The sequence below is a fragment of the Pseudomonas sp. PVC-3-1 genome (genome assembly GCF_057444315.1).
Genome location: NZ_CM172023.1, coordinates 3,733,491 through 3,760,375, shown reverse-complemented (window position 1 = coordinate 3,760,375; position 26,885 = coordinate 3,733,491). Strand labels below are relative to the sequence as shown.

Here is a 26,885-nt window from a genome sequence, read left to right as displayed (position 1 = left end):
CACCTCTTCCAAAGGATGGGTTCATGGTGCTCGCCAGATGAAGTGTCCATAATGGCAGCTTCAGCCACAATTCATTCATTTTCTGCCATGCCCAGAACCCTTCGAATCGGTCTTGCCCTATTTCCCAACTGCATGCCCGCAGGCCTTCTGGCTTTCAATGACCTGCTTCACGCTGCCAACCGGCGCTCAGGAGCGGCGCTATTCGAGACGCAATACGTCGGCACTCGAAAGGGGCTAGTCGAGTGCGCTCATGGCTTGCAACTCACGGCTAGCCACTCCATTTCCGAGTTGACACTCGACGCAATCCTGATCCCTGGCTTTTGGGCCGAGTCTGTCAGTCAGGCGGAGGCTGCCCTGGCTGCCAATACAGAGCTGGTTGGCGCCCTCGCCCGGATTGGCAGGCGCTGCAGAGTCTGGAGCTACTGCACGGGCGTCGTGCTTGCCGCCGCGTCAGGGCGATTGACTGGCGAAGAGGCAACGGCCACCTGGTGGCTCGCCGACACACTGATCAAGCGTTACTCCGACACTCGGTGGCAGATGGAAAAGCACTGCGTCTTCAACGAGCGCACCGCGACGGCCAGCGGCGTCAACGGCTATCTGCCAATTGCCCAGGCATTGCTGGAGACGCATGTCAGCCAGACAGCATTGCATGACTTGATACGGCTGATGGTGCTACCGCGCCCCACACAGACCCATGATGTGTTTCAGTCGGTGAGCCTGATCGAGCAGCCCGGCGAGTTTTTGCGGCGGGTGCATACGCTTGTGCATTCGCTACCTGCCGAACAGATAACCGTGCAGAAACTTGCGGATGCCCTGTGCATGTCGCAAAGGACGCTCGCGCGAAAGGTAAGGGCTGAAACAGGGTTGGCCACAGCAACCTACGTGCGCCGCATCAAACTTAGCCAGGTAGGCGAACGACTGACGCTGACGTCCGCGTCGATCAAATCCATCTGCGAAGAGTTGGGTTTCAGCAGTGACTCCAATCTCCGGCGCATGTTCCGGGAGCTGACCGGGCTTACTCCGACTGAATATCGACAGCGATTCGCTCGTTTCTGATAGCGGCAGCTACCGACCCATAGCGGACATTCTCAAAACAGTGTTTAGACATCGCGAGTAGTGTTAAATCCTGCCGTGTGATCAGGACAGAACCAGGGAGTGTTCAATGCTTCATCAAATTCGGGCCATCTGCCACAAAGCAGGCTTTTCCAAAGGCCCTTGCGCCTGGCTTGCTATCGATGAGGTACCAATCGAGCAATGGATGGCGAGCCATATCGATGACCCAGAGGTCTCGAAGCTCGGATTGTCGCTAATGTGGCTACTGGACGAAGAGGAGGACGCCCTCGCTGAGCGCCGTTTTGCCCCAGGCGAGGATGGTACATCCACCTTAGTACCGCTGCTGGTATGCAGCGACGATATGGATTTTGATTGCACTGTGCTGATGACAGAGCAGGTTATCGAGGGAGGAATACTTCACTGGCGCCGCTTTGGCTGGAGCGCGTCGGGCGGTTTGGAGGTAGGGGTATCAACATACTGGATCGCCGACAGCAAGCCAGTAAGTTTCGCTGTGAGCGACTTCAGCGATGCGCTAAGCGAGCTGAAAAGAATAATGCGGCACTGTCGAGGGAACTGAGCCTCTTTCGCCCAAACTTCCGCTTCTGGCCGATTTCTGCCTGTGACGTGGGGCAACTACCGCCCCATAGCGGACGCCGGATGCTGGTCAGTGCAGCGGCGGAATTGATCTGTTACACCCACCCTGCCCGCAGGATGAGACAGCTGTCGCTCAGCCGCTCTGCACTTCTGGCGTCACTCATCACTAATAGGTTATCTGTTCCGCACCCGAGAGTTTGACGTTGGCTTCATTGGCGCTGAGCCATGACGGTCGACAGGGCCACCAGGGAAAGGAGATCTAGGTGAGCAATGCGGCGAAATGGCTGACTGTATTTGTACTTTTCACTCTCTGCCTCGCCGTGGCAGGGGCGGTGATCGGCTACAAAGTTGGAGATAGCGCACGAACCGAGTCTCGTTGGATCGTCGAGGAGATGTGGAGAGCAGACTACTTCAATCGATCCAAAGGCAGAGTGAGTGAGGACGAGGCGATCAACATCATGAGCCTGAAAAAAGGGGCCTACCGTAAGGAAGGGCTTTTGGAATATGTGGGCGCACAAAAATGCAGCAGCGCGGAGGCGCGCTGTGTTTTGAATGATCTGTCGATTGCCAATCTATTGGTCGATAGCGGCGAACTGGATTCGGCTCTGAACTTGCTATCGAGCGTTCCGGATCGCCTGGACAAGATACGGGCTTGCCCTATCGGCTTGGAGTCGAGCTTGCTCCGTTATCACGAGGGTTCGCTGGCGCGAATGCCGCCTTCCAAGGCGCGTAGCGTCGCTTCGAGCCTGGTCGTGAAGATAAGAACCCAAGGTGGCCTTCTGAGAAATCTGCGCTCGGAGCAGTGCGACAAACTTGCCCAGAGCAAACCTGAGCTGTTTCACGAGTACGTCACCTTGGCGTCGCGCGTGATGGAACTCGGCGATGCTCGGCTTTTCAAGCAGGGTGCGTACATTGCCAGCATCAACAAGATGGATTTTAAGTGATCGGCAACCCGCAATCTCCACAACAGCCGCTCAGACGCGCAGCCCTTTTCTGTCGGCAATATTGTTGAGTTGAACGTCCGCTTCTCGCCGATAGCTGCCTGGCTGCAGCGCTTCCGAGTTGTAAGGTCACTATCGTCCTGAGTGCATTTCTCCAGTTCCTGCAGGGCACTCGGCAGCTCAGCGGCGGCCTAGGCACCCTGCAGATCGACGCCGGTCTTGGGCACACAGATGCCGTCGATCTGCCGGGCGGCAACATCGCTGGCCCGTGTGGCAATCGCAAACCGAACTACGCTCCTCCAGTCGACACTCCTGGAGAGATCACGATGATCCGCACCCTGCTGACCGCGTCCCTGCTGTTGAGCCTGAGCGTTTCGGCCGAGGCCGGAGTCGTCGCCTTCCCCTCCTCCTTTCGCACCCAGGAGGTCGCCGTAGAGGGCGCGACGATCCATGTGCGAGTCGGCGGAAACGGGCCGGCGGTAGTGCTGCTGCATGGGTTCGGCGATACCGGCGACATGTGGGCGCCGCTGGCCGCGGACCTGGCCAAGGATCACACCGTGGTGGTGCCGGACCTGCGCGGCATGGGCTTGTCATCGATTCCGGCCGGCGGTTACGACAAGAAGACCCAGGCAGGCGACGTGCGAGCGGTACTGGCCTCGCTGGGTATCGAACATTCGGTGGTCATCGGCCATGACATCGGCACCATGGTGGCCTACGCCTATGCGGCGCGATATCCGCAGCAGACCGAGCGTCTGGTGGTCATGGACGCTCCGGTTCCCGGTATCGCGCCGTGGAATGACATCGTCCGCTCGCCGCTGCTCTGGCACTTCGATTTCGGCGGCGCCGACATGGAGCGGCTGGTGGCCGGGCGCGAGCGCATCTACCTGGACCGCTTCTGGAACGACTTCGCCGGCGATCCGCACAAGGTCGACGAGGCCACCCGCGAACACTACGCGAAGCTGTACGCCCGCCCCGGCGCCATGCACGCCGCCTTCTCCCAGTTCCGCAGCATTCGCCAGGATGCCGTGGACAACGAGGCATCGAACAAGACTCGCCTGACCATGCCGGTGCTCGCCGTTGGCGGTGAGAAGTCCTTCGGCGCCAACGAAGCCATCGTCATGCGCAATGCCGCCGACAACGTCACCGAAGTGGTGGTGCCAGGGGCTGGGCACTGGCTGATGGAGGAGGCACCGGCGCAGACGATCCAGGCGATTCGAAAATTCATCTCGCTTTGAAATCCATGCCGTGAAGGGGCCGGCATCAGGCGCCTGATGCCGGACGTTTCAGCGGCCCGACGCCTTCTCCATCAGCGTATGGTCAACAAAGAAAGTTCGCTGCCGCTCGTCACAGAAATCCGATAGCAAGGTTGACCCTCCCCTACTGCACCACTAGATTCCTACCCTTCTTTCTCCGGGGCGCGCTGTGCCCTGGCGATCACAACGGCAAAGGAATGTCCGTCATGCTCAAGCCCCTCAGGCCTTGGCTGCCTGCCCTGCTGCTTTGCAGCCCGTTCACCGCGCAAGCGGAAGGCCCCTCTGGCGATTTCTGGCTGATTCACCAGCAGGGCAGTCTCTACAAGAACGAAATCTTCGTCGTCGATGGCGACCCCGCCAACATCTATGACCGCAAGAACGGCGTGCGTTCGCTGGGCGTCTATCAGTTCTACGAGGAAGGCGCCAAGCCGACCTTCACCGCCTATGACGTAGAGGTCGACTGCGCGAAGAACCGCGTGCGCCTCAACGGCGCGCAGAACTACGACAAGTTCTACAACGACATCCGTCCGAAGAAGGTCTCCAAGGAGTGGCAGAAGAAGCCTGAGGCGTGGATCGCCCAGAGCCGCGACTTCCTCTGCAAGCCGGATGCACACGTCGAGCAGAAGATGTACCCGCTGGGCAAGATGCCCATGACGCAGCTGGTCTCGGCCGCCCCTGGCCTGTTCCAGTTAAGCAACCGCGAGCACGCCAAGAACCTGATCCTGCAGATGGTCGACAAGGGCTTCGAGCAGATGCCCGCCAAGAACGCACCTGCCAAGGAGGGCGTGCAATGAGAGGCCTATTCGCACTCGGGATGATTGCCATCCTGCTCAGCGGCTGTTCCGCCATTCCCACCCTGCCCGAGGCGCAGGCCCGCAGCTACTGGAAAGGTCACCCGGCGGGCGACGCGATCGACCACTTCGGCGCGCCCAGCGATATTGCCCTGGCGCCGGAGAATGACTGGGTCGTGCTGATCTATCGCCGCGACACTTCCTATGTCTCGCGTGAAGCGCTCGGGACCTACACCGGCCCGCAGAACGGCCAGTTGGTGCATACCGAGTACTGGGGCGATGTGGTCCACTCGGCGAGCTGCGAAATCCGCGTCGCCATCAACCGCGCCCGGCAGGTGGACTATCTGCTGACCCGCGGCAATTGCGGCGGCATCTCGCTGAAGCCGGAAGCCTGAGCACAGGCTTCCTCATCAAGGAGGAGACGTAACCATGGCAAACATGAGCTACCTGGCGAAAGCCGTATTCCCGTTGCTCGGCCTCGCGGCCATCAGTTCGCAAGCCTTAGCCGAAGAGGTCAAGGTGACGGAACTGCTGCGCAGCGGCTATGAAGTGAAGGCCGCCTATGTGGCGCCAGGACGAGTCACCCAGATCCACTTCCTGATCCTGCAGAAAAGCACGTCGGTCTACCAGTGCGGGACCTACGAAAGCGGCGCGCCGCTGCAGCGCTATTACGACTACTCCAATACCTACTCCTGCTCGCAGGTCGGGGACTGGGTGCCAAAGAACTGAGCGACTCCTGCCTACGGGCACTGATCACGGCGACGATCAGCATCCAGGGTGCTGACCGGGCCGCTCGCTCAATACCGTCAAGGACGACCTTTCATGAAACTGCCCCTGCTGGCCGCCAGCCTGCTGTTGGCCTGCACCCTCGCCCACGCCGCCGACCAGCCGCCCGTTCCCAAGCCTCTGGAGGAACAGGTCGGCCGCCTGGTGGAGCTGTACAAGGACAGCTTCGCCACCGGCTACCCCGAAGCCACCCGTGTGCAGACTTTGAAGACCGGCCAGAACAGCGAGATCACCCTGGCGGTGTTCACCATCGAAGGCTTCGACATGGGCAACAACTACAGCCAGTACCTCGCGGTCTTCACCTCCACACCCAATGAGGAAGGCCAGGAGCACTACAGCCTGCTGGATGCGATGCAGATCGGCGGCGGTGGCTGGCGCTCGGTCGAGAAGCTGGACGCCCGGCTGGTTGCCGACCCTTCCGGCAAGCGGACCCTGATCGACATCCCGGTGATGGAGAACACCGACGACGATTCACCGAACTTCCCCAGCCGCGCCGGGGTGATCCACCTGGCCCTGGAAGGTTCGCAGACGCCCCGGCTGGTGGAGCAGAACTGAGGCCGAGCACCCGAAGTACCAGGCCCGATACCAAGTCGATAACAAGCCGCTCTAAATTTCTCTCCCCGGCAGCCGCCATTGCGGATACTCATCCTCAACGGAAGCCTGCCCATGACTACCATCAGCGCCGTCAGCGCCACCAACGTTCGCTATACCGCCGCCTCGACTTCGGCCACCTCCACCGCCTCCGTGAGCAGTGAAGACAGCACCACCAGCGATGCCACCGGCACCTCTCAGACCACGGCCAGCTCGTCGGCGCAGTCGGCGAACGGAGCAGCGGGTGGCGGCGCTGCTGGCGCGAGCGGCAGTTCGGACAGCAGCTCCGATACCACGCTGGACAAGCTCAAGCAGGCCATGGAACAGGCGCAGAAGGAACTGGAAGAGGCCGAACAGGAATTGGCCAAGGCCAACCAGGGCGGCGGCCAGACCGAGGAGGACCAGCAGGCCAGGCAGATCGCCGCGCAATCGGCGCAGGCACGGGTCTCGGCGGCGTCCGCAGCGGTAGCGGCTGCCACCGCCGCCTATTCCGAAGCGCTGACCGACTCCGGCAGCAGCACCAGCGGCACCTCGGTGAACACCACGGTCTGAGAAGCCGGCACGCTAGTGCGCGCCGGGCAGGCTCAGCGGGTCCAGAGCGGATCGGTGGTGAAAGCGATGGTCAGCCAGCGGTTGGGGCCTTCGCCGCCAATGGCCTCGCCGATCTCGTCACGCAGGCGGTCCCACTCGTCCAGAGTCTGCGCCGGCCAGCCCGGCGGGACGATGAAGTACAGCTCGATCTGCTGGGCCCGGCCAACCTTGGCGACGTAGGCCTGGAACGCCAGGAAGCCGTGCTGCGCGACAATCTGCGCGGCCACTTCGTCGACGTGCTGCTTCAGCTCCGGCGGGGTGACCAGCAGGATGTCCTTGAGCGCCTGGCGAATGGTAAGGAACGGAATCGGCAGGATCACCAGGCAGATCAGCGCCAGTACCGCCGGGTCGACGTACGGGCCGATCTGCGCATAGCCGCTCACGGTGGCCAGGTCGCCGACCAGGAAGGCGATCAACAGAGCCAGGGAAATGCTGCCGGACATCACCCAGGACTTGGCGTCGAGGGCGACGAAGTCCGAGCCGATGCGCCGGTTGGCACGGAACTGCACCGCCGCCAGGGCGAAGCAGACCAGCGTGGCGACCGCCGCGTAAAGAATGGCGAAGCCGAACTCCAGCGCGTGGCCGCCGCTGAGCAGCCGGCCGATGGCGTTGATCAGCGCGTAGAGCGTCACGCCGCAGAGCAGCGTGCCATTGAGTGCCAACACCATCGGCTCCAGGTGCCAGAAGCCCATGTTGAAGCGCTCGGCCAGACGTCGGCTGGCGTCGCCTTCGGTGGTGTGGCGGCGGATCAGTGTCGCCACCACCAGCGCCAGGCCGCTCATGCTGGCATCGGCCAGCGAGTAGACACCATCGAAGACGATGGAAAAGGATCCCGAAAGCAGGCCGACGACAATACCGAAACCGGCCAATAGCACAGTCACGATAATGGAAAGCCGCAGGATGCCCTGTTCTGTTTTCATTGCTGGCGTGCTCCTCGCGCCTCGTGGTTGCGTCGCCAAGGGCAGGCTTGGCCGGCCCTGGTGGTTTCGCTGGGGGGCGCGACTATACGCCAGCGCACTCGCCGGGGATATTGGCGGCCAGGCAATGTCACCGTGCAGTTTCGCAAGGGGCTGCGGCGCAATCGGTCATCACTGCCCGGATCTAACGCGCGGTTGCCCCATCGTTCATCAGGTAGGTCACCAACTGTCGCGCATGGGACGACAGGGCATCCCAGTCCGCCACGCAGAGGCGCAGTTCACGGGTGGCCCAGGCGTCATCCAGCGCCACCACGGTCGCCGGCAGCTCCTGCGCCAGGCGCGTGGCGGCGGCCTCCGGGAGCATGGCCACGCCCACCCGCTGGGCGACCAACTGGGCGATGGCGTCGAAGCTCGGCGCGCGTACCCGCACCTTGAGCGGCATCGCATTGCGTACCGCCATCGCTTCGACGAAGCGCTGCATGGCGCGCTCGGCGGGCAGGCAGACGAAGGGGTAGCTCAATGCGTCGCGCAGGCTCGGCAGGTGATGGCTCGCCAGCGGGTGATCCTGCGGCACCAGCAGCACCAGCTTGTCGTTGCGGAACGGCAGCGACAGCAGCCCGGCGGTGGGCAGGTTGCCGTCGTAGACGCCAATGTCGATTGCGCCATCCTGTACGGCGCGCAGCACGTCCTTGCTGTTCTGCTCGATCAGTTGCAGGTCCACTTCCGGATAGTCGGCCAGGAATGGACCCAGCGCAGTCGGCAGGAAGGTGCTGTTGGCAACGGTGGACGCCGCGAGGCGCAAGGTGATGCGCCGCTCGCCGCGCAGTTCCTGCAGGGTGTCCTTGAGCTGCCGCGCTTCCTTGAGCACGCGCTGGCTGGCCTCCAGCACCAGGCGGCCGGTGGGCGTCAGCGACATGCCGTCGCTGTGGCGGGCGAACAGGGCCAGGCCGCAGCGCTCCTCGAACAGGCGCAGGCGATTGCTCGCCGCCGAAACTGCCACCGGTATCGAGGCCGCCGCCTTGCTCAGGCTGCCGGTGCTGGCAATAGCGGCAATCAGGCGCAGATCGGCAAGATCGAAATGCACGCAGCATTCTCCAGAAGTGAAAGCAATGTTCGCCAGGATGAGATTCTAGCGCCACAGCCTTCGCCTTAGAATAAGGCCCTTTCTGGCCCTGCCTTCCTGCCGACATGAACAATCTGAGCTCCCTGTACCAGCGCAGCCTGAACAATGGCGTGTTCTACGCCGTGTTATCCGCCACCGGTTTCAGCCTCAAGGCCGTTTTCGTGAAACTGTCCTACGCGGCCGCCTCCGTGGATGCGGTGACCGTGCTGGCCATCCGCATGGGCCTGGCACTGCCGCTGTTCCTCTGGCTGCTGTGGTTCAGCAAGGGGCCGCAGCAGGAACGGCTTTCGTTGGCCGATGGCATGCGCATCCTGCTGCTCGGTCTGGTCGGCTATTACCTGTCGAGCCTGTTCGACTTCTACGGCCTGGAGTACATCAGCGCAGGCCTGGAACGGCTGATCCTGTTCACCTACCCGACCCTGGTCCTGCTCCTGCAGATGGCCATCACCCGCGAACGGCCGAGCTCGCGCACCCTCGCGGCCATGGCGCTGTGCTACCTGGGCCTGGGCATTGCACTGGTCCATGACATCAAGGTGGAAGGCAGCGACGGGCAGATCCTGCTGGGCGCCATCTGGGTCTTCGCCAGCGCCGTGACCTACGCGGTGTACTACATCGGCACCGCCGCGGTGATCCAGCGCGTCGGCTCGATGCGCCTGGCCGCGCTGGCCGGTCTCGCCTCATCGGTAATGGTGCTGATGCACTACGCGGTGACCGGCGATGCGCAACAACTGGCGAGCCTGCCCGGTTCGGTGTGGCCCTACGGCGCCCTGATGGCGCTGATCTCCACCGTGCTACCGATCTACTGGATGGCGCTTGCCATCCAACGCATGGGCGCCACCCATGCAGCGGCGTTCGGCAACCTGGGCCCAGTGCTCACCGTGTTCGCCTCCTGGGCGCTGCTGGGCGAGGCGATCTCGATCTACCAGGTGGCCGGCCTGGCGCTGGTGTTGTTCGGGGTATCGCGGCTGTCTGGAGCCAAGCCTGCGGCGGCGCGGGCTGCGCCGAAGGAGCAGGCCGAGGATTGCAAGACTGCTGGCTGAAGACTGTCACTCGAAGGGTGCGCCAGTGCCGCTCCGGCACTGGTGCACCGGCGGCTACTGCACGTTACCGCTGTCGAGCTGGCGTTCCTTCTCAGCCAGACCATTGGCCAGCGTGCTCAGCTTCGTGTCCGGAGCATTGCTGGGCAGCGGGTCGACGCCGGCCGAGGCGAACACCTGGCCGTAGCTGTTGCGCAGTTCGGCATAGGCCAGGTCGCGGCGCAGGTCAGCCTGCAGGGCATTGAGTTCACCCTGGATCAGGTCCAGCTCCCCGATGCCCTGCGCCTGATGACGGTTGCGCAGCTGTCCCACGATCTGGCTGTCCAGGCTGGCCAGTTCCTGGGTGGTGACGAACTGGCGGCGCGCCTCGTTGTAGTTGGCGTTGGCCACATAGAGCTGCGCCAGGACTGCCATCGACATGGCCTGGCGACGCGCCACGTTGACGTTCTCGCCAGCCTTGGCCACGTCGATGGCCGCCGGTGCGGAAAGGACGTTGAACAGGTTCCAGGTGACCTTCACGCCGTAGTCGGCCCAGCGGTTGTTGACCAGGAAGCTGTTGGAGTCGTAATGCCCGCCGGCGGAGAATTCCAGGCCCGGCAGCAGGCGCAGCATGGCCTTGCGGGTTTCCGCGGCACTGATACGCGCCTGGTAGTCCTGCTCGCGCAGTTCCGGGCGGGAGGCCAGGGCCTGCTGCTCCAGTTGCTCGATACCCACCTTCAGCTCCGGCACGTCGTAACCCTCCGGCGCGGCCAGGGTCAGCTCAGTGCCCAGCGGCAGGTTGATCAGCGTGGCCAGTTCGGTCTTGGCCAGCGACAGCGCGCGGCGCTGTTCTTCCAGCTGGCGGCTGGCCTCGATCAGAGCACGCTGGTAGCCCAGTGCCTGGACCGGGTCGCCGATGCGCTGCTGGCTCATCTGCTGGCTGTCCTTGCGCGCGCCGTCGACCCGCGCCATCAGGGAGTCGATGCGGTCGAGAAGGCGTTGCGCGGCGACCGCGCGCCAGTAAGCCGAGCGCACGTCCTGGATGATGGTCTGCACCACCTTGCGCCGACGTTCCTGGACGATCAGACGCTGGTCTGCCTGCTGTTTGGCGCTGACGTAGCTGACACCGAAGTCCAGCACGTTCCACACCATGGTCAGGTCGGCGACGTCGCGGTCACGGTCCTGCGAGGTGGAAGGTTCCAGCGACTGGGTGTTGGTCAGCACGCTCTGGCTGCTGGAGGCGCTCTGGTTGTTACGCCCGGCGTAACCCGCCTCGAGCGCCATGCGCGGCAGCATGTCGAAGGTGGCAAGATCGAGCTGGCGGCGTGACAGCGCCTCCTCCATCACCTTCAGGCGCGACTCGAGGTTGTACTTCACGGCGCGGGCCATGGCCTCGTGCAGGGTCAGCGGGCCACTGAGCGGTTCCTGATCCTTAAACATCGACTGCAGGTCGTCGCGGGCGCGTTGCTCGCTGACACTGCGGTCGATGGGTTGCGTGGTAACAGCGCAGCCGGACACGGCAAGCGCCAACAAGCTGATCCCTAGCAAGGTCGTGTGTTTTTTCATCCCTGGCCGTCCCCCTCGTTACGGCTTCGTTCTTGTGTTTGTTCTACTTGGTAATGTGCTGATCAGGATGCGTCGCGGCCCTGGGCAACTTGCCCCAGCGCCCAGGCCAGCTCACGCACGGGTTGTTGTTCTGATTCGTGGATCTGCTGCAGCTGCTGCGCCAGGCTCGGCGCGCCGAAGATGCCGCGGATGCCCTGGTCGATATCACCGCTGCGGCGATCGAAGGCTTTCAACGGCTGGCTCTGATCGAAGCCGTCACGGCTGAAAACGCTCGACAGCGTGCTGCTGCCGAACACCCCGCCATCACCGCCGCCGAAGCCGAGGAAGCCGCGGCCACTGCCGTCACCGAAGGCCGAATCGCCGAACACCTGGGCGATGAAGCTCTGCGACGGCGCGCCGTTCTGGATGAAGATATTGCCCAGCGGCGGCAGGCCGCCCGCTCCTTCGCTCGGGAACAGCGACGGCGGCAGCACCGGCGAGGTGCCCTGCGGCGTGACGACCACCGGCACATTGGGCTGCAAGGAAACCTGCGACGAGACCGGCGGTACGCTCGGCGTCGTGATACGGAACTCCGGGTCGCCATCGGACAGAGATCCGATCACATAGCTGTCGCCACGCAGTGCGTTGGCCAGCGCGTTGCCCGCTGCGTCACTGATGCCACCGGCGTTGACCGCCAGGCCCAGGCTGCCCTGCCCGCTCACGTTGCCGACGGTTACTTGGTAGATCCGCGCATCCAGTTGCACGACGGAGAGAATGCTGCCGCTGGCGGAGTTGCTGGTCACCAGGGAGAAGTCGCTGGCATCGACGCCGCTGACGTCCTCGTCGAAGGTCACCAGGAAGTTCACCGTGCTTGCGCCGGTGGGCGACGGGTCCAGACGCACGACTCCGGTTGCAGTCGGCGCGCGGGTGTCCACCAGCACGTCGCGACTATCGCCGAGGCCATTCAGGGACGGGTTCAGGGCATTGCCGGTGGCGTCGCGCAGGGAGCCGCCATTGGTGGAAAGCCCAGTGACCTGGATGCCGTCCGCGTCGTTATCGCCGGCCTGGACGGTGTAGCGGAACACCAGGCTGTTGCTGCCCGAGCCGCTGACGTAGTCGGCGTAGACGGTACGTCCGCCCATGTCGATCGCCAGTTTCGGCGAACCGTCCACCAGCACGGCCTCGCTGGTCTGCACCACGAAGTCGAGTGTATCGCCCGCGTTGTTGAGGCCACCCGAAGGCACGCTGACTGCGGTAACGGTTGGCGCATCCCGGTCGACGCTGTAAACCGCGCCGGTCAGGCCGCCGCTGAGAGCGTTGCCCGCCGCGTCGACGATACCGGTGGCGCTGCCGTTGAGATTCAGCCCCAGGGTGCCGGTGCCGGACACGCCGCTGACGGTAATCTGGTAGGTGTGCGCGTCGATCTGCTGCAGACCGCTCAGGCTACCCGCGGCGGTGCCGGTGCCCACCAGGGTGAAGTCGCTCAGGTCGACGCCGCTGACGTTTTCGTTGAAGGTCACGGTATAGCGCACGCTGCCGGCGTTGGTCGGCGACGGGTCGAGGGTGACGATGGCGCTGGGGGTCGGTGCGACGGTGTCGACGATGACGGCACTGGTGCCGCCAACATTGTTGAGCGTCAGATTCATGTCGTTGCCGGCGCCATCGCGCAGCGTGGCACCGTTGGCGCTGAGGGCACCGATGCTGATGCCATCGGCGTCGTTGTCGCCGGCCTGGACGGTGTACTGGAACACCAGCGTCGAGGTGCCGGAACCGGCGACGTAGTTGGCGAACGCCGTGTGGCCGCCGATATCCAGGGCCAGGCGCGGGACGCCGTTGACCACAACTGCCTCGCTGGCGTTGACCACGAAGGTCAAGGTATCGCCAGCGTTATAGGCAACGCCGGCCGGTACGCTGACGCTGCTGACCGTGGGCACCCTGGCATCGACCAGTACGCCACTGGTGCTCGCCACGTTGTTGAGGCCGGTAATGATGTTGTTGCCGGCCGCATCACGCAGGGAGCCGCCATTCGCCTGGATGGACGAGCCCAGGGTGATTCCGTTGGCGTCCAGTTGACCGCTCGCCACCACCAGGCGGAACACCAGGGCGCTGCCGCCACTGCCGCTCAGGTACTGGGCGAAAGCAGTGCCGCCAGTGTCCAGGGTCACCGCGATGCGCGGTATTCCGCCGGTGGCGTCGACCGTGACGTTCTCACTGAAATTGACGGTGAAGTCGAGGGTCTGCCCCGCCACGTAGGTACCGTTGGCGGGCACGCTCACACTACTCACCACCGGCGCCACGCCATCGACCACGATATTGCTGCGGCCACCGAGCGAGTCCGCGCCGCCGACGGTCGGAAGAGTCAGGATAGCCGGGTCGCTGCTGGCGTTGGCCAGCGCTGAGCCGTTGAGCTGCAGCGCGGTCGTGTTCTGGAAGTCCAGGTCGGCGCTGACGTCGCCCGCCTGTACGGTGTACAGGAACGTCAGGGTGTTGGTGCCCGATCCGGACTGGTAGACCGCCGCGCGATCGATCAGGCCGGTTTCCAGCAACAGACTGGGTGTGCCGCCGACGAGATTGACGTGGACGCTCTGGTCGAACTGGACCTGAACCAGAATCTGGTCGCCAACCTTGTAGGTGCCATCGGGCGAGCTGCTGTCGACGGAGACGATCTTCGGGTTGGGTTGCTCGACCGAAATCTGGATCGTGTCGGTGTCGCTCTTGGCTCCTCCGGTGCCCGTCATCCCCATGTCGTTGCTGGTGATCTGCAGCGAGGCACTGCCGAGGTAGCCGGGGGTTGGCTGGAACGTCAGGCCATTGAGTGCCGCGTTGATGCTGGCCAGGTTGCCGTTGAAGGTCATGGTGCCGTCACCGTTGCCGGTACCCACCAGGAATGACAAACCAGTGGTGCCGCCCAGCGAGATCGTTCCGTTCACGGCCGTGAGGGTCACCTGCATCACCCCGCCACCGACATCCACGTCGCTGATCGAGATGGCGTTACCCTGGCCTGTGCTGAACACCAGCGATCCATTGCCCTGCACGGTCTGGGTGCCCGGCAGGATGTTGACCGGTGCATCATTGACTGGTGTGACGTTGAGCGTCGTGATCTTGGTGTCGGTCTGCGCAGCGCCACCGGTACTGCCGTTGTCGTTGATCGTGACCGTCAGGGATACGCCGTTGGTGGAGTTGGGAGCAGTCAGGAAGTGCAGATTGCCAGCGGCCACGAAGACGTTGAGGTTGCTCAGCGTGCCCGTCAGCACGATCACACCGGTGCCCGAGTTGAGCACGCTGACGCCGCTGCCACTCAGCGCCAAGAACGTTCCGGAAGGAACCGAGAAGGTCGCGCTTACGAGACCGCTGCCCGCATCGACGTCACTGAAACTGATGCCGGTCACGCTGCTCGGCACGTCCTCCGTCACCGTGATCGCGCCCGGCACGGTGACGACCGGCGCATCGTTCACCGGCGTGACAGCGAGAAGCATGTTGGTGGTGCTGGTGGTGACGCTGCCGGTATCGACGTTGATGGTCATCGTCACGTTGAACGTGGAGTTGGCCGCCGTGGTGTAGGTCAGCCCGTTGCTGGCGATGAAACTGTTGATGTTCATCAGACTGCCGGTCAGGGTCAGCGCTGTGGAAGTGCCGCCCACGGTGACGCCGCTGCCACTGATGGCGCTCAAGCTGCCGGAAGTGACGCTCAGGGTCACGGTGCCGCTGGTGGAATCGACATCGCTGAAGCTTATCTGGTTGAGCACCGAGGCGACGTCTTCGACCATCATGGCGCTCGCCGGCGCCGTGATGATCGGCGAAGCGTCGACTGCGGTGATGGTGATGCTGCGGCTCACGGAGGACGAACTCAGGCCGCCGCCATCGGTGACCTGGAACTCGACGGTGCGGGTCATGACAGCCGGGCTGTCCGACCCGTTGCTGTAGGTGACCGCGCGCAGCGCCGCCTGCCATTGCGCAAGGGTCGCCTGATTGCCCGCCGAGGTCAGGGTCAGTACGCCGGTTCCGCCATCAAAGATGGCCGTGATGTTGCCCATGGTGGCGGGGTTGTTGGTGAAGGCCAGCGAATCCTGGCCCGCGTAGAAGTTGGTCAGGCGCACGGTGGCCTGCGTCAGATTGGGGCCGTCGGCATCGGTGATGGTTATCCCGGAATCGATGACCACCGGCGTCGAACTCACGTTGTTGCCTTCGACCCAGGAAACGCTGCCGGAACTGCCGGTCATGCTAGGCGCATCGTTGATCGCCGTAACGGTAACGGAGGCGGTGTCGCTGTTGGTAGAGAACGGCGTGCTGCCGCCGGCGCTGGAGGCATTTGCCTTGGTGCCCTGCATGCCGGCGGTGGTGCCGCTCTGGTCCCAGGCGCGGAAGGTGAAAGAGGCATTGGTCCCGTGGACGCCGTCGGGCACAAAGCGCACCCGGTCGCTACTGCGCAGCAATAGCGCCGAGGCCGTGGAAATCGCACCGATGTCCTGCCAGCTGGCGCCGTTGTTCACGCTGTATTGCCAGGTGCCGCCAACGCCCGAGTCCATGCCGGTAATGGCAATGCCCTGTACCGCGCTGGAATCCACATCGCTGACCTGGCCGCTGATGAGGCTGGAAACCGCCTGCCCGACATTGTCCACATCACTATCGGTCAGCCCGTTGAGCACCGGGCTGGACGGATTGAGCAGCGGCGCATCGTTGAGGCTGCTGACGCTGATCGTTGCCTGCGCAGTGCCCGTCGAGAATGCCGTGGAGCCACCGTTGCTGCTGGTATCGGCAGTGTGGCGAATGCCATTGACGGAGGCGCTGCCAGCGCTCTGGTCCCAGGCGCGGAAAGTCAGTGTGGCAGTCTCACCGTTGGCGCCATCGGGTACATAGCGAAGCTGGGTATTGCCCGACAGCAGCAGCGCGCTGCTATTGGACACCGCGCCGACCGAGGTCCAGGTGGAGCCATCAGTGGAGTATTGCCAGATACCGTTACCGCTGCTGGCCGTCAGCGCGATACCGACGGCGCTGCTGTCGCTGTCCAGGTAGCTCATACCGGCCACCAGGCTGGCGACCGTGGCTGCCTGGGAGCTGGTATCTTCGTTGGTCCCCACCCAGGTGTAGGGACCACCGGACAGGGTCGGCGCGTCGTTGACTGCGTTGATTGCCACGTCGACGACGGCCATGTTGGAGTCAGCGCCAGCGCTATCGGTGACGATGAAGCTGATCTGCCGGGAGGTATCGCTACCGCCGAAGGTCGGGTCGTCCGAGCTGGACGAGAAACCGACCGAGCGCAGAGCGGCCTGCAGCGCCGCCGCGTTGCCGGTGCCTGTGATGGTCAGGGTTCCAGTCGCGCCGTTGTAGGCCGCGGAGAAGCCGTTCTGGGCGACAAAGGTCAGCACATCGCCACTGCGCACATCGGTGATGACGACCGTGGCCTTCTGGAAGCTGCTGCCATCGTCCACCAGCGTCAGGCCAGGGCTCAGGATCGAGCTGGCGGCGTTCTCGGTGTAGCTCACCAGGTTGTTGGCCGGCGACAGCACGGGGGCGTCGTTCACCGCCACCACGCTGAGCGCGACGGTGGCGCTCGCGCTGGTGCCGCCATCGCCATCGGTGACGGTCACGCTGATGTTGCGCGTCGTCGTACCCGGGTCGAATCCGTTGTTGTTCAGGTAAGTCAGGTTGCGCACCAGCGCCTGGCCGGCGGCGGCGGTGGCCGCGGTGTTGAAGGTGACCACCAGGTTGGTGCCGTTGCTGCCACCACTGTAAGTGCCGATGACCACGCCGCCATAGGTGACGTTGGCACCGGACACGCCGATCTCGCCCGCGCCCGTGCCTTGACTGCGGATCCCCAGCACATCCTCCAGCGATTGCCCGCCCGAGGAGATGGCCACGCGCAACTGGCCGCCATCGAAGTTCGCCGAGTCGCTGTCGGTCACCGTGGCCACACCCGTGGCATCGATCAGCGTGGCGCTGCTGCCCTCGATGTAGCTGGCGGTCTTGCCATTGAGCCCGCCCAGCACCGGGTCGGCATTGGGCCCCTTGAGGTCCGTCAGGATGACCTGTTGCAGGTCTATGTTGGCAACCGACGTGGAGCCGTTCAGGTTGGTGACCCGCACAGTGAAAGCGCTGATGTCATTGAACAGCGCACTGTCGATATTGATGATCTGCGCGGGCTGAGCACCACTGAAGGTGAAGCTCTGGGTTACCGTGGTCCCGCCGGAGACTGCCGAGAAATCCAGCCGGTAGGTGCCACCAAAACTCTGGACCTGCATGCCGTCCAGGTCGAACCTGCCAAGGTCGACGTTATCCGCGGTCCAGGTCAGTTGGTAGTAGTAGTTGTTGCTGCCGTCCCGGACGACACCCGTGCTGTAGTAGATCGAGTCCGGCGAACTGGCGCGCGTAGCCCCCGTGGACTCACTGAGGGTGAAGCCGTCCACCGTGTTGCCGCCGGTGTTGTTGGTCCAGTAGGTGTCGCTCAGGTTCTGCGTGGCGGAGGGCAGCGCGAGCAGATCGGCATAGTCGGGGCCGCTGTCGGAGGCCCAGGGTCGGCTCGTCTCGATGCTGCCGGTGTGCGCCTCCAGCGTCCAGTTGCCGCCCAGCGCCGCGGCGCCGGTGCGGTCGGTGGAGGCCGCCACGTCGGCGCGGGTAAACGCTGAGAGTTGCTGCAACAGCACCTCGCCGGAGCCCTTGGCCACATCGCAGCCATAGATGAGGATGTCGCCGTTGGCATCCAGGCTGTCGCCAATGGCGGACAGCTCGCCAGCCTTGCTGGCCAGGTTGTTGGCGCTGAGCACGGTATTGCCCAGGTGCACCTCGCCCTCTTCGCCGTGACTGAGGACATGGATAGCGTCGATGCCGCTGCGGCCATTGAGGTACTGGGCGATCTGCTGCAGGCCGTCCTTGTTGCCGTCCAGCACCACTACCTCGGTGCCCGGCTTCAGGCTGGCGACCAGTTGCTGGTAGTTGGCGACCTTGCTGTCGACGAACACCACTTCATGGCGTTGATCGCTGGAGGCGGAGGGAGCAGCGGCGAGGCTGTCGTGGGAAGGCTGATCGGTGGGCGTGCTGTCCTTGCCGGCGGGATGATCCGCGCCCTGGCTGGCGGCGGTATCCGCCACGGTCGCGGCGACCGCGCCGTCGAACATCATCCTGGCTTCGAGACTCAGCGCCAGTGGGGAGCGCATGGCGCCGGACTGATGCTTGCGAACGGCCGACGACCTGAACCAATGCCTGAACATATGGCCTCCTCCCTGAGAGCACACGCGCACAGCCGTACCGCTCCGGTACAGCGACTGCAAGCTGGCAAATTGTTATTGAAATGATCTCGCCATAATGCCTGAAGGCCATGTGCCGTCAATGGCCAGATTGCCGGGGCACCGGGTATTTCGAACAAAGGATGGGCAGGCAACTGATCGCCCTGCGCTCTGGCGGATTTCGTCTATGTTTCCAGGCGGCCCGCCCGCCAGGGGATTGGTGGCCGGGTCGCGTCTTCCGTGATGAAGCAATAACAACTCAAATTAGGGAAATGATCATGAGTGAACAGTCTTATCTCGGCTCGATCAGCGGCTGGGCCCCGAACTTCGCACCGCGCGGCTGGATGTTCTGCGCTGGGCAGATCCTCGCCATCCAGCAGAACAGCGCCCTGTTCTCACTGCTGGGTACCACCTACGGCGGCAACGGCCAGAACACCTTCGGCCTGCCCAACCTGCAGGGCCGCGTCCCCGTCGGCGCGGGCCAGTCGCCGGGGACGTCCAACTACCCCCTCGGCGCGACGGGCGGCTCCGAGAACACCACCCTGACCACCGCGCAGATGCCGATACACACCCACACCGCCACCAGCACCATCAGCGCCTCGCTGCCGACCAGCACTGCAGCCGCCACTTCGGCCGCGCCGACCGATACCTTGGTGCTGGCGACAGCCAATGGCCTCTACGGTCGCGATACGGTCGACGTGAAGATCTACGCACCGGCGCCGGGCTCGGTGAACCTGCCGCTGACCAGTTCAGCGACGGTCAACGTCCAGGCGACCGGGGGTTCCCAGCCGTTCTCCATCGTGCAGCCATTCCAGGCAATCAATTACATCATCTGCGTCGCCGGGCTCTTCCCTTCCCGCAACTGACGACTCAAGGAGCACCACATGGATGTCGACAGCTACATAGGCGTCGTCGCACCGTTTGCTGGCAATTTCGCACCGAGAAACTGGATGACCTGCAATGGCCAGCAGATCCGTATTGACCAGAACCAGGCACTCTACTCGCTGCTGGGCACCGTCTACGGAGGCGACGGTATCAGCAACTTCTGCCTGCCCAATCTGGGTGGACGCGTTGCCATGGGCCAGAGCGCCAACTTGCCGCTTGGCGCTGTAGCCGGGACGGAGCAGATCACCCTGCTCCCAACCAACCTGCCGCACCACACCCACGGCGCCACCGCCGAGGCAACCGTGCTGCTGCAGCAGTCCGGCAGCGCGGCCAGCGCCAGCCAGGCGACGACCAGCGATACGCTGGCGCAGTCGGTGGGCGCCAGCGGGCGTGACACCATCACGGTGCAGATCTACGGTCCTGCGCCGGGTACGGTAGGGATACCGGTGCAGGCGCAACTTGGCGTGGCACTGGCGAATACCGGCAGCAGCTTCCCTACCCCCGTCATGCAGCCCTATCTGGCGCTGACCCAGTGCATCTGCGCCTTCGGCGTATTCCCCAGCCGCAACTGATCCGGACAGCCCGCTATCAGGCCCTAGTTGAACAGGGCCTGGTAGTGGCGCTGGCCGCCGACCGTCGCCGCCAGAGGAGCCAGATACAACTCGTAGTCGCGCCCGCTCGGGCTGCTCAGACGATATTGGGCCTCCAGCAACAGTACATTCATTGGTGTAGTGAAGATCAGCGTAAAGGGCGTGCGGAAACCATTGCCGACCTCGCGCCCTTCGATGACGTTATGCAAGGTCAGCTGGACCGGGTCGGGAACGGTGTGAGCGGTGAACACCTGGCCGAGTTCGGAGCCGAATGCCTGAGCCGTCAGGCCCTGGAGGTCGATGAGCATGAGGTCACTCCCTGATCGTTGAATGGCAGGCTGCGCCCTGCGAAGCCTGAAAACCTGAACCTGAACCTGAAAAGACCAAGCCAGGAAACTACAACAGCCCATGAGCGAGATAAAGACCCGCCCCAATCTGCTTCGCCGCGCCGCCGGCAGCGCCGACGAACCCTGGCTGAAGCGCCTGTTCGCGCAACTGCGAGGCCTGGAGGCGGCAATGGTCGAAGCCTGCCCCGCCCTGCTCGATCAGCAGTGGCAACTGCAGCAGCGCATCTTCGCCAGTGACTATCCCGGAGCCCGTACCGAAGTGATTCTGCTCGACGGCGAGCCGATCGGCGTGCTGACCCTGGACGAACACCAGGACAGCCTGCGCATCGTCGAAATCGGTCTCGAACCCCACCAGCGCGGACGCGGTGTGGGCGAGCAGTTGCTGCTCGAGGTCATCGCCCATGCCGACCGCCAGGGCAAGCCGCTGGAGCTGGCGGTGATGCGCCACAATCCCGCAGTGCGCCTGTACCGGCGCCTGGGCTTCGAGAGCCTGCCGGGTGTGCCGGATGAGGCGCAATGGCAGATGCGCCGCGAGCCCGCTCAACCCGCCTGACCCCTGCGCAACGCCTCCAACTCCCGGTAAGGCGCCTCAGCCCAACGCGCCACAGAGTCGCGCAGCAGCGCCGAAGCGGAGTCGCGCTTGCCCTGGGAGTCCGCCACGAAAGCCTCGCCCGGACGCTTGGCATTGCGCTGGCTGACCGCCATGGCTTGCTCGACCTGCTCATGGGTCAGCCGCAAGCGCTCGCGCAGACGCCCGGCCAACACCTGCGGCAACTCCTCGTAAGCCACGGCCAGGCCCCCATGCTCCCGGCATGCCTCCAACGCCAGCGCCAGCAAGCGCCCCAGGCGACGAGCAATGTATTCCTCCCGCGGCGCCACCGGCTCATCGGCCAGGTTCAGCGGCGACGGGCTCAACTGTCCGGGAATCATCTGCATGCCCGGCATCCTCAGGTGCGATGCGGCGATCTCCAGCGGATCGCGGTAAAGGAAAATCCATGGCGTATCGGGGAAGCAGCGGCGAATCAGCGGCAGCTCGAATAGATTCCAGGCATCGAGTTTCACCACCAGGTGCTGCGCCGGCGGCCCCGCGCTCTGTGCCAGCGCCGACAGCATCGCGATGACGACCTGCTCTTGCCGGCCCGCCTCCCACTCGTGGAGGTAGTGACTGCGCAGCAGGCTATCCAGCGGACCAGGCTCGGACAGCACCAGGTGACTGTCGAGCCTGGCGAGCATCTGCGCCAGCAGCGTCGAGCCGCAGCGCGAGGCGTGGAAGACCAGCAGGCTCGGCGCCAGGCCGGAGCTCGCGCGCTGCCAATCGAGCAGCTCCGTCAGGCCGGTCTCGCGGCGGAACGCCAGGTTGAAGGGCAGGCGCAAGGCCTGCTCCACGTCGTCATGAAAGAATGGCCGGGTCAGGCGCTGCTCGCCGAACCAGCACCAGTCCAGGCGCCAGCCCCGTGCGTCAGACCAGGCACGAATTGGCCGCCAGCCACTGAAGTCCGGCGCGGGGCTCAGGTTCGCCATTGGTCACTCCAGGCTCTGCGGGCCAGGCGCATCGTGGCGCGAACTTCACTGGCGGAAAAATGCAGGTCATGGGCGCGGCCCATAGCAACCACCTGCTCAACGAAGTCTGCGCTGTCGGTCATCGAGCGCAACGCCTGCGCGAGCTCGGGCTCCTGCGCTACCCGCATGCGGAACTGCTCGAACGCCAGGACCGCCCGACCGGGGCGCAAGCTCGGCGTTTCTGCCAGCCCGTGCTCGATCAGCGTCAGCAGCCAGCCGTTGCGCTGGCAGTCGAGCACCAGATGAATGCGCTCCCCGGGCCCAGGATTATCCACCCGATGCGGGCGGGCGAGATCGACAAACCAGCACTCTCCCGGACGCATCGGCACCTGCAGCCCGTCGACCAGGAACTCGACACCTTCGGAGCTCAGCAGCGGCAGGTGCAAGCGCAGGTCACTGTCGGGCAGCCCCAGGTCCGGATCGCAGTGCTCGTGAATCCGCGAGCCGCAGCCCAGGCGCAGCAGCCGTGCGCTACGGATCGTCGTGCGGAAGGCGCCCAGTGCGGCCTGCCAGACCGCGCTGCGCCGCAACAGGTCGCTGGCCAGCGGTGCACCCTGCCCCGGCGCCAACGGCATCGGAGCGTCGTCAGGCGTGATCAGCGCAACGCCGCTCCAGTCTCCTTCGTAGAAGTCGCTGTTGAAATGCCCTTGCCAGGCCGCTGCGTCCACGGCAGCCAATGCGTCGAGCAACGGCTGCAACGGGATATCCAGCCCAAGCCGGGCGCAGCGGGGTAACGATGTCGCGCTCATGGAACTCTCCCTGCTCCGAGAAAAGCCGCCGCCTCAGAATCCGCTTTCCCTCACACCCAACGCGGCCAGTCGCCGCCAGGCGAGCCCCAGGATCGACTGCCCGCTGCCCTCCAGAACGACCATGCCACGCTGCGGCTGCGCCAGGTACCACGGGGCGTCGCGCAGACTCAGGCGCACACCGTACTGCGCCTGGACCGGCTCGGCGCGCTGCTGGGCATCGCGGCGCACGGCAATCGGGCCATGGTGATCGGAGCTCAGCGCCTCCAGCTCGACGAAGACCGCGCCGTTGGCATCCACCTCATCCAGCTGCACCGGCACGGCCGGGCGAGCCGGGTCGTCGGCGATGAAGCGCCCTTGCGCTCCGCTCCGCACCCGCCACAGGTCTGCCTCTGCCAGATAGCCGCGCAGGCGCAGGCCTGGCTCCACCACGCGCACCAGCACATCGGCGGGCTTCAGCCATCGGCCAGGGCTCAGATCAGGCAGCAGGTCGCGTATGACCCCGGCCTGCGGCGCGCGCAATTGCAGGCGCTCGCGCTGGGCGGCCAGGCCCCGGTACTGGGCCACCGACTCCGCCAGCCGTTGTTCGAGAATGCCGACATCGGCAGCCGTCTCGCTGCGGCCAGCCTGACGGCGCAACTGCAACTGCAGCAGGTCAATCTCGCGGCGCACGATAAGTTGCCTGGCATCGAGGTCCGGCGAGGTCAGCTCCAGCAGCAACGCGCCCTGCCCCACCGTCTGGCCATCACGCACCAGCAGTCGCCCGACCTGGGCAGCCACCGGCGCATGCAGCGCCATGGCACGAGTGGCCTCCAGCTGCGCCGGCACTTCCACGGCACTGCGCCAGGGCAATACCAGCAGCGCCAATAGAGCCAGCAGCGCCAAGCCGAGCCAGACAATCTTGTGCGGCGCTGCCTGCTCGCGGCGCTGCCACCATTCGTGCAGTTCGCGCCAGATCGGCAGACCAATGAACCAGACCAGCTCCACCAGCATCAGGAAGATGCCCAGCAGCTTGAAGAACAAGTGGTAGACCGCCAGGGCGATACCGAAGAACAGCACCGCACGCCAGATCCAGGAACCATACCCCCAGAACAGCAGGCGCCGGCGCAGCGGCGCAGGCCAGGGTTCGGGCATTGGTTCGCCGTAGCCGAACAGCGCCTCACGCAGACGCCAGCGACACAGCGCGAAAGCCCGCGCCTGGAGGTTCTCCACGCCCAGCAGGTCGGTGAGCAGGAAGTAGCCGTCAAAGCGCATGAACGGATTGAGGTTCACCAGCACAGTGGTGATCCAGGTGGCACTGGCGAGCATGAAGGCCGAGGTGCGCAGGGGGCCGTCCGGCAGCAACGACCAGGCCAGCAGCGCGAGCACCGCCAGCACCAATTCGGCCAGTACGCCTCCGGCACCGATCAGCAGCCGCGAGCGACGGTCGCTGACGCGCCAGGCATCGCTGACATCGGTGTAGAACATCGGCAGCATCACCATGAACGCCAAGCCCATGCTCTGGACCCGGCAACCGGCCCGTTTGGCCATGAAGGCATGGCCAAACTCGTGGCAGAGCTTGGCAAAGGTCAGCGACACACCGAAGGCCAGCGCCCCGCCCAGGCTGAACAGATGCGGGAAGGTCGCCAGGAAGCGCTGCCAGTCCCGCGCTACCAGGAACAGCCCGAGGGCGAACACCAGCGGCAAGCCCCAGCCCAGTGTCCACCCGCCGTTGCGCTGTAGAACCGGCCAGGCGCGATTGAGGAAGGCATCCGGGCGCCACAGCGGGATACGGAAGAACAGGTACTGGTGCAGCACCTTCTGCCACAGGCTGCGCTTTTGCAGCTGCGCCTTCTGCCCGTAGCTGGCGCGCTGTTCGGCGTCCACGGCGGCGATCAGGTCATGTCCGCGCAGGAAGCGCAGGAACTCTTCGAGCTCCTGCGCACGCAGGGCTTCGCCGGTTTCTCCATTGGCCGCCCCCAGTACCCGCTGCGGGTCACCCAGCGCCCAGTGGCGCAACAGCCGCACCGCCGCGCCGCCGAGCTTGAAATAGCGTCCGCGCAACGGGTCGGCCAGCGTCCATTGCGGCGCACCGTCAAGCGCGGGGGCGGCTGGCGACAGCTGCAGGTCCGGTCGCAGCGCCGGCAGCATCACAGCCCCAGGCTCTGGCGCGCAGCCGCCAGCGGCCGGCGCAACAGGTAATAAGCCAGCGGGGCGCGATCGCCATACAGCTTGGCGGTGCCGCGCAGGCCGATGCGCGGGGGCGCCTCGTTGAACGCCGCGTCCAGCCGATACGCCAGTTGTCCGGCGGCAGTGATCTGGGCCTCGTAGGCCGCGCGCTGCAGGCGGGCGTCATGGCGGCGTAGCGGATCGCTATCGAGCAGCAGCACGACTTCCGAGCCAGGTTCGAGGACGATGGCGTCACCCACCGCCAGGTCAATGCGCAGCTCCGCCTGGTGCGGGTCCGCCAGTTCCATCAAACGCTCGCCGGTCTGCACCGGCTTGCCGGTCCAGCGCTCGGCATCGGCGAATACCGCAATGCCGTCGCGTGGCGCCCGCACCTCGGCGCGCGCCAGCAGGTCGCGGGCGTAGTCGCGCTCGGCGCGTTTCTGCTCCACTCGCGCAGCCAGCAGATCGACCCTGGCGCCAGATTCGGCGTCGGAGAAGGCGCGTTGCGAGTTGGCCTTGAGTTCGGCTTCGGCCACGCCGAGGGAGCGCTCCGCGACGTCAGCCTGCGCTTGCAGCGTGGTGGCGTCGAAGCGCACCAGCAGCTCGCCGGACTTCACTGCCTGGTTGGGTTTGACCAGCACCTGCTGGATCACGCCGTCCAGCGGGGCAGCAATCACCTGGCCATCCAGCGGCACCACTTCGGCCGGCGCCAGCACAGACTGGCGCACTGGCGCGAGCAGCAGCAGGCAGAGCGCTGCGGCAATCGCCGCCAGCTTCTTCTTCGGCCAGCGCAGCCGCCAGGGCTTGCGCGGCTGCAGGGCCGTCCAGGCATGCGCATAGGCATCGCCGAGCTGCACCAGCAATGCCTGCTCTGCCTCGCTCCAAGACTGCTCGCGGGCCAACCAGAGGCCACCGAAGACTGCGCCCTGACGATCAGCCAGCGGCAACCAGAAGACCTCGCCGGCAGAGAGTTCCTGCCAATCGGCCTGCTGCTGCGCACCCAACTGCTGGAAGTCGACGCGCTGCGCCTTGCCCAGCGCATCGAGCTGGTGCAACTGGTCGCAAGCCTGCTCGACGAAAGCCACGAAGGGAGCGTTGGGTTCCACCACACTGATGCCGGTGAGCGCCCTGACCTTGCCCGCGATCAGCAGCGCCGCATGGCGGTAACCGAACAGTGACTGGGCGTCGTTGACCATGTGATACGCCAGCTGCTCCACCGTCGGACAGGCCCGCGCCTGCCGCTCCAGCTCGAGGAACTGGGCGAAGAGCCGCTCGGCCAGGCCGACCTGCGGTGCGTTCATGGCGTCTCCGCGAAGCGTGCCGTCCCGCTCATACCAGCCAGCAGGCCCTTGGTCTGGGCCGGCAGCGTGGCGATCAGCGGCAGCATCTGGCTGCCCTCGTCGATCCGCGCCCCCAGGCGCTTCACCTCGGCTTGCAGCGGCTCGCCAGTTTCATCGGGAACGAAGGTAAAGGACTGCCCCGCCTTCAGCCTTGCGACCCAGCGCGAGGGCACCAGCAGGCGGATTTCCAGGCTGCGGTTATCGACGATTTCCAGCAGCGGTGCGCCACCGGAAACGCTCTCGAAGGGCTGCGCCTTGCGCTGCACGACTTGGCCGTCAAAGGGCGCAACCACCGCACAGCGGCCGACCTGGACCTTGTAGACCTGAGCTTGCGCCTGGGCTTCGGAGAGCTTGGCCTCGGCCAGTGCGACCTCGAAGCGTCCCACCGAGTTGAGCGATGCCAGTTGGCGGTTGTGCCCCAGTTGCTCGCTGGCCGCTTTGGCGCCCGCCTGGGCGGCATTGAGTTGGGCCTGATAGGCCGAGCAGTCGAAGCGCACCAGCACATCGCCCTTGCGGAAGGATTGCCCCTCGGTGAAGGGCATCTCCAGGATGCGCCCGGCCAGTTCGCTGGACAGCATCGCCTGGTCGCGCGCCCGCAGGATGCCGCGAACATCGCCCGAACCACTGGAGGAAGGCGAGCTCGACAGCAGTGGGTCGTCCTGAGCTGGGTCTGCGGCATAGGCCGCTCCCGCCACACACAGTGACACCCCAAAACCCAGCCAGATCCCTTTATGCATTGTCAGCTCTCCCTGCAGATCGGCGGAGTCTACGGTACTCCGCAAGCGGCGGATATTGGCCGCAGCAGAAATCCTTCGTAGGCTTGGCTGCCGGTCAGCACCAGCGAAAAC

Annotated in this window: 23 protein-coding genes; 13 read left to right on the top strand and 10 right to left on the bottom strand. The window is 64.8% G+C overall.

The features are described from left to right. Positions 1–51: 51 nt before the first annotated feature. From AC2T4A_RS17575 to AC2T4A_RS17535, 9 genes are all read left to right on the top strand, one after another. Positions 52–1,056 carry a GlxA family transcriptional regulator gene (locus AC2T4A_RS17575; RefSeq protein ID WP_486741358.1) on the top strand — a complete coding sequence of 335 codons (1,005 nt, stop codon included), beginning with the start codon at positions 52–54 and terminating at the stop codon, positions 1,054–1,056. Between the two features lie 106 nt (positions 1,057–1,162). Further along, the gene (locus tag AC2T4A_RS17570) at positions 1,163–1,630 is read left to right on the top strand and encodes a hypothetical protein (protein ID WP_416749238.1); all 468 of its coding nucleotides are present in this window, start codon (positions 1,163–1,165) and stop codon (positions 1,628–1,630) included. Positions 1,631–1,910: 280 nt separating this feature from the next. Then, positions 1,911–2,591: a hypothetical protein gene (locus AC2T4A_RS17565; RefSeq protein ID WP_416749236.1), complete on the top strand. Its 681-nt coding sequence runs from the start codon at positions 1,911–1,913 to the stop codon at positions 2,589–2,591. 323 nt (positions 2,592–2,914) lie between these two features. Further along, the gene (locus AC2T4A_RS17560; protein ID WP_486741357.1) at positions 2,915–3,823 is read left to right on the top strand and encodes an alpha/beta fold hydrolase; all 909 of its coding nucleotides are present in this window, start codon (positions 2,915–2,917) and stop codon (positions 3,821–3,823) included. A 224-nt stretch (positions 3,824–4,047) separates the two neighbouring features. Further along, positions 4,048–4,635 (top strand): hypothetical protein, encoded by a 588-nt coding sequence (locus AC2T4A_RS17555; RefSeq protein WP_486741356.1) that lies wholly within the window; start codon positions 4,048–4,050, stop codon positions 4,633–4,635. After that, positions 4,632–5,027 carry a hypothetical protein gene (locus AC2T4A_RS17550; RefSeq protein ID WP_478378685.1) on the top strand — a complete coding sequence of 132 codons (396 nt, stop codon included), beginning with the start codon at positions 4,632–4,634 and terminating at the stop codon, positions 5,025–5,027. Before AC2T4A_RS17555 ends, AC2T4A_RS17550 begins: the two co-directional genes overlap by 4 nt. 34 nt (positions 5,028–5,061) lie before the next feature. Beyond that, a complete protein-coding gene (locus tag AC2T4A_RS17545; RefSeq protein ID WP_416749228.1) occupies positions 5,062–5,361 on the top strand; it encodes a hypothetical protein in 300 nt (99 codons plus the stop codon). A gap of 93 nt (positions 5,362–5,454) precedes the next feature. Further along, complete coding sequence (locus AC2T4A_RS17540) at positions 5,455–5,973, top strand: hypothetical protein (RefSeq protein ID WP_486741355.1); 519 nt, start codon at positions 5,455–5,457, stop codon at positions 5,971–5,973. A gap of 111 nt (positions 5,974–6,084) precedes the next feature. Then, positions 6,085–6,561, top strand: a complete 477-nt coding sequence (locus tag AC2T4A_RS17535) for a hypothetical protein (RefSeq protein ID WP_486741354.1) — start codon at positions 6,085–6,087, stop codon at positions 6,559–6,561. 32 nt (positions 6,562–6,593) lie between these two features. On the opposite strand, the gene AC2T4A_RS17530 is transcribed toward AC2T4A_RS17535, so the two are convergent. Further along, positions 6,594–7,520: a cation diffusion facilitator family transporter gene (locus AC2T4A_RS17530; protein WP_478378683.1), complete on the bottom strand. Its 927-nt coding sequence runs from the start codon at positions 7,518–7,520 to the stop codon at positions 6,594–6,596. 181 nt (positions 7,521–7,701) lie between these two features. Continuing rightward, complete coding sequence (locus tag AC2T4A_RS17525) at positions 7,702–8,601, bottom strand: LysR family transcriptional regulator (protein ID WP_486741353.1); 900 nt, start codon at positions 8,599–8,601, stop codon at positions 7,702–7,704. 104 nt (positions 8,602–8,705) lie between these two features. Between AC2T4A_RS17525 and AC2T4A_RS17520 the strand changes: the two genes are divergently transcribed. Continuing rightward, the gene (locus tag AC2T4A_RS17520; RefSeq protein ID WP_486741352.1) at positions 8,706–9,680 is read left to right on the top strand and encodes a DMT family transporter; all 975 of its coding nucleotides are present in this window, start codon (positions 8,706–8,708) and stop codon (positions 9,678–9,680) included. 54 nt (positions 9,681–9,734) lie between these two features. Here AC2T4A_RS17520 and AC2T4A_RS17515 read toward each other — a convergent pair whose 3' ends face one another. After that, a complete protein-coding gene (locus AC2T4A_RS17515) occupies positions 9,735–11,222 on the bottom strand; it encodes a TolC family protein (protein WP_486741351.1) in 1,488 nt (495 codons plus the stop codon). A 62-nt stretch (positions 11,223–11,284) separates the two neighbouring features. Next, positions 11,285–18,352 carry a DUF4347 domain-containing protein gene (locus AC2T4A_RS17510; protein WP_486741350.1) on the bottom strand — a complete coding sequence of 2,356 codons (7,068 nt, stop codon included), beginning with the start codon at positions 18,350–18,352 and terminating at the stop codon, positions 11,285–11,287. A gap of 347 nt (positions 18,353–18,699) precedes the next feature. Between AC2T4A_RS17510 and AC2T4A_RS17505 the strand changes: the two genes are divergently transcribed. Together AC2T4A_RS17505 and AC2T4A_RS17500 are read left to right on the top strand one after the other, a co-directional pair. Next, positions 18,700–19,287 carry a phage tail protein gene (locus tag AC2T4A_RS17505; protein WP_486741349.1) on the top strand — a complete coding sequence of 196 codons (588 nt, stop codon included), beginning with the start codon at positions 18,700–18,702 and terminating at the stop codon, positions 19,285–19,287. 18 nt (positions 19,288–19,305) lie between these two features. Next, on the top strand, positions 19,306–19,878 hold the full coding sequence (locus AC2T4A_RS17500) for a phage tail protein (RefSeq protein WP_486741348.1): 573 nt from the start codon (positions 19,306–19,308) through the stop codon (positions 19,876–19,878). Between the two features lie 23 nt (positions 19,879–19,901). On the opposite strand, the gene AC2T4A_RS17495 is transcribed toward AC2T4A_RS17500, so the two are convergent. Next, positions 19,902–20,204, bottom strand: a complete 303-nt coding sequence (locus AC2T4A_RS17495) for a DUF6916 family protein (protein ID WP_052969579.1) — start codon at positions 20,202–20,204, stop codon at positions 19,902–19,904. A 100-nt stretch (positions 20,205–20,304) separates the two neighbouring features. Here AC2T4A_RS17495 and AC2T4A_RS17490 point away from each other — a divergent pair, with 100 nt between their 5' ends. After that, complete coding sequence (locus AC2T4A_RS17490) at positions 20,305–20,796, top strand: GNAT family N-acetyltransferase (protein WP_486741347.1); 492 nt, start codon at positions 20,305–20,307, stop codon at positions 20,794–20,796. Here AC2T4A_RS17490 and AC2T4A_RS17485 read toward each other — a convergent pair. Genes AC2T4A_RS17485 through AC2T4A_RS17465 form a run of 5 tightly spaced genes read right to left on the bottom strand, consistent with a single transcriptional unit; the run spans position 20,784 to position 26,774 of the window. Then, positions 20,784–21,764: a sulfotransferase family protein gene (locus AC2T4A_RS17485; protein ID WP_486741346.1), complete on the bottom strand. Its 981-nt coding sequence runs from the start codon at positions 21,762–21,764 to the stop codon at positions 20,784–20,786. The two genes, AC2T4A_RS17490 and AC2T4A_RS17485, sit on opposite strands and share 13 nt — an antisense overlap. Further along, positions 21,752–22,552, bottom strand: a complete 801-nt coding sequence (locus tag AC2T4A_RS17480; RefSeq protein ID WP_486741345.1) for an aspartyl/asparaginyl beta-hydroxylase domain-containing protein — start codon at positions 22,550–22,552, stop codon at positions 21,752–21,754. The genes AC2T4A_RS17485 and AC2T4A_RS17480 overlap by 13 nt, the downstream gene beginning before the upstream one ends. Positions 22,553–22,585: 33 nt before the next feature. Further along, positions 22,586–24,682: a site-2 protease family protein gene (locus AC2T4A_RS17475; RefSeq protein ID WP_486741344.1), complete on the bottom strand. Its 2,097-nt coding sequence runs from the start codon at positions 24,680–24,682 to the stop codon at positions 22,586–22,588. Continuing rightward, on the bottom strand, positions 24,679–25,998 hold the full coding sequence (locus AC2T4A_RS17470; RefSeq protein ID WP_486741343.1) for an efflux RND transporter periplasmic adaptor subunit: 1,320 nt from the start codon (positions 25,996–25,998) through the stop codon (positions 24,679–24,681). The genes AC2T4A_RS17475 and AC2T4A_RS17470 overlap by 4 nt, the downstream gene beginning before the upstream one ends. Next, positions 25,995–26,774: an efflux RND transporter periplasmic adaptor subunit gene (locus AC2T4A_RS17465; RefSeq protein ID WP_478378672.1), complete on the bottom strand. Its 780-nt coding sequence runs from the start codon at positions 26,772–26,774 to the stop codon at positions 25,995–25,997. Before AC2T4A_RS17465 ends, AC2T4A_RS17470 begins: the two co-directional genes overlap by 4 nt. Positions 26,775–26,885: the final 111 nt, after the last annotated feature.

Coding starts and splice junctions, on each gene's coding strand:
- AC2T4A_RS17575 (WP_486741358.1), top strand. CDS start 52: ATGGCAGCTTCAGCCACAATTCATTCATTTTCTGCCATGCCCAGAACC.
- AC2T4A_RS17570 (WP_416749238.1), top strand. CDS start 1,163: ATGCTTCATCAAATTCGGGCCATCTGCCACAAAGCAGGCTTTTCCAAA.
- AC2T4A_RS17560 (WP_486741357.1), top strand. CDS start 2,915: ATGATCCGCACCCTGCTGACCGCGTCCCTGCTGTTGAGCCTGAGCGTT.
- AC2T4A_RS17555 (WP_486741356.1), top strand. CDS start 4,048: ATGCTCAAGCCCCTCAGGCCTTGGCTGCCTGCCCTGCTGCTTTGCAGC.
- AC2T4A_RS17550 (WP_478378685.1), top strand. CDS start 4,632: ATGAGAGGCCTATTCGCACTCGGGATGATTGCCATCCTGCTCAGCGGC.
- AC2T4A_RS17545 (WP_416749228.1), top strand. CDS start 5,062: ATGGCAAACATGAGCTACCTGGCGAAAGCCGTATTCCCGTTGCTCGGC.
- AC2T4A_RS17540 (WP_486741355.1), top strand. CDS start 5,455: ATGAAACTGCCCCTGCTGGCCGCCAGCCTGCTGTTGGCCTGCACCCTC.
- AC2T4A_RS17535 (WP_486741354.1), top strand. CDS start 6,085: ATGACTACCATCAGCGCCGTCAGCGCCACCAACGTTCGCTATACCGCC.
- AC2T4A_RS17530 (WP_478378683.1), bottom strand. CDS start 7,520: ATGAAAACAGAACAGGGCATCCTGCGGCTTTCCATTATCGTGACTGTG.
- AC2T4A_RS17520 (WP_486741352.1), top strand. CDS start 8,706: ATGAACAATCTGAGCTCCCTGTACCAGCGCAGCCTGAACAATGGCGTG.
- AC2T4A_RS17515 (WP_486741351.1), bottom strand. CDS start 11,222: ATGAAAAAACACACGACCTTGCTAGGGATCAGCTTGTTGGCGCTTGCC.
- AC2T4A_RS17510 (WP_486741350.1), bottom strand. CDS start 18,352: ATGCGCTCCCCACTGGCGCTGAGTCTCGAAGCCAGGATGATGTTCGAC.
- AC2T4A_RS17505 (WP_486741349.1), top strand. CDS start 18,700: ATGAGTGAACAGTCTTATCTCGGCTCGATCAGCGGCTGGGCCCCGAAC.
- AC2T4A_RS17500 (WP_486741348.1), top strand. CDS start 19,306: ATGGATGTCGACAGCTACATAGGCGTCGTCGCACCGTTTGCTGGCAAT.
- AC2T4A_RS17495 (WP_052969579.1), bottom strand. CDS start 20,204: ATGCTCATCGACCTCCAGGGCCTGACGGCTCAGGCATTCGGCTCCGAA.
- AC2T4A_RS17490 (WP_486741347.1), top strand. CDS start 20,305: ATGAGCGAGATAAAGACCCGCCCCAATCTGCTTCGCCGCGCCGCCGGC.
- AC2T4A_RS17485 (WP_486741346.1), bottom strand. CDS start 21,764: ATGGCGAACCTGAGCCCCGCGCCGGACTTCAGTGGCTGGCGGCCAATT.
- AC2T4A_RS17480 (WP_486741345.1), bottom strand. CDS start 22,552: ATGAGCGCGACATCGTTACCCCGCTGCGCCCGGCTTGGGCTGGATATC.
- AC2T4A_RS17470 (WP_486741343.1), bottom strand. CDS start 25,998: ATGAACGCACCGCAGGTCGGCCTGGCCGAGCGGCTCTTCGCCCAGTTC.
- AC2T4A_RS17465 (WP_478378672.1), bottom strand. CDS start 26,774: ATGCATAAAGGGATCTGGCTGGGTTTTGGGGTGTCACTGTGTGTGGCG.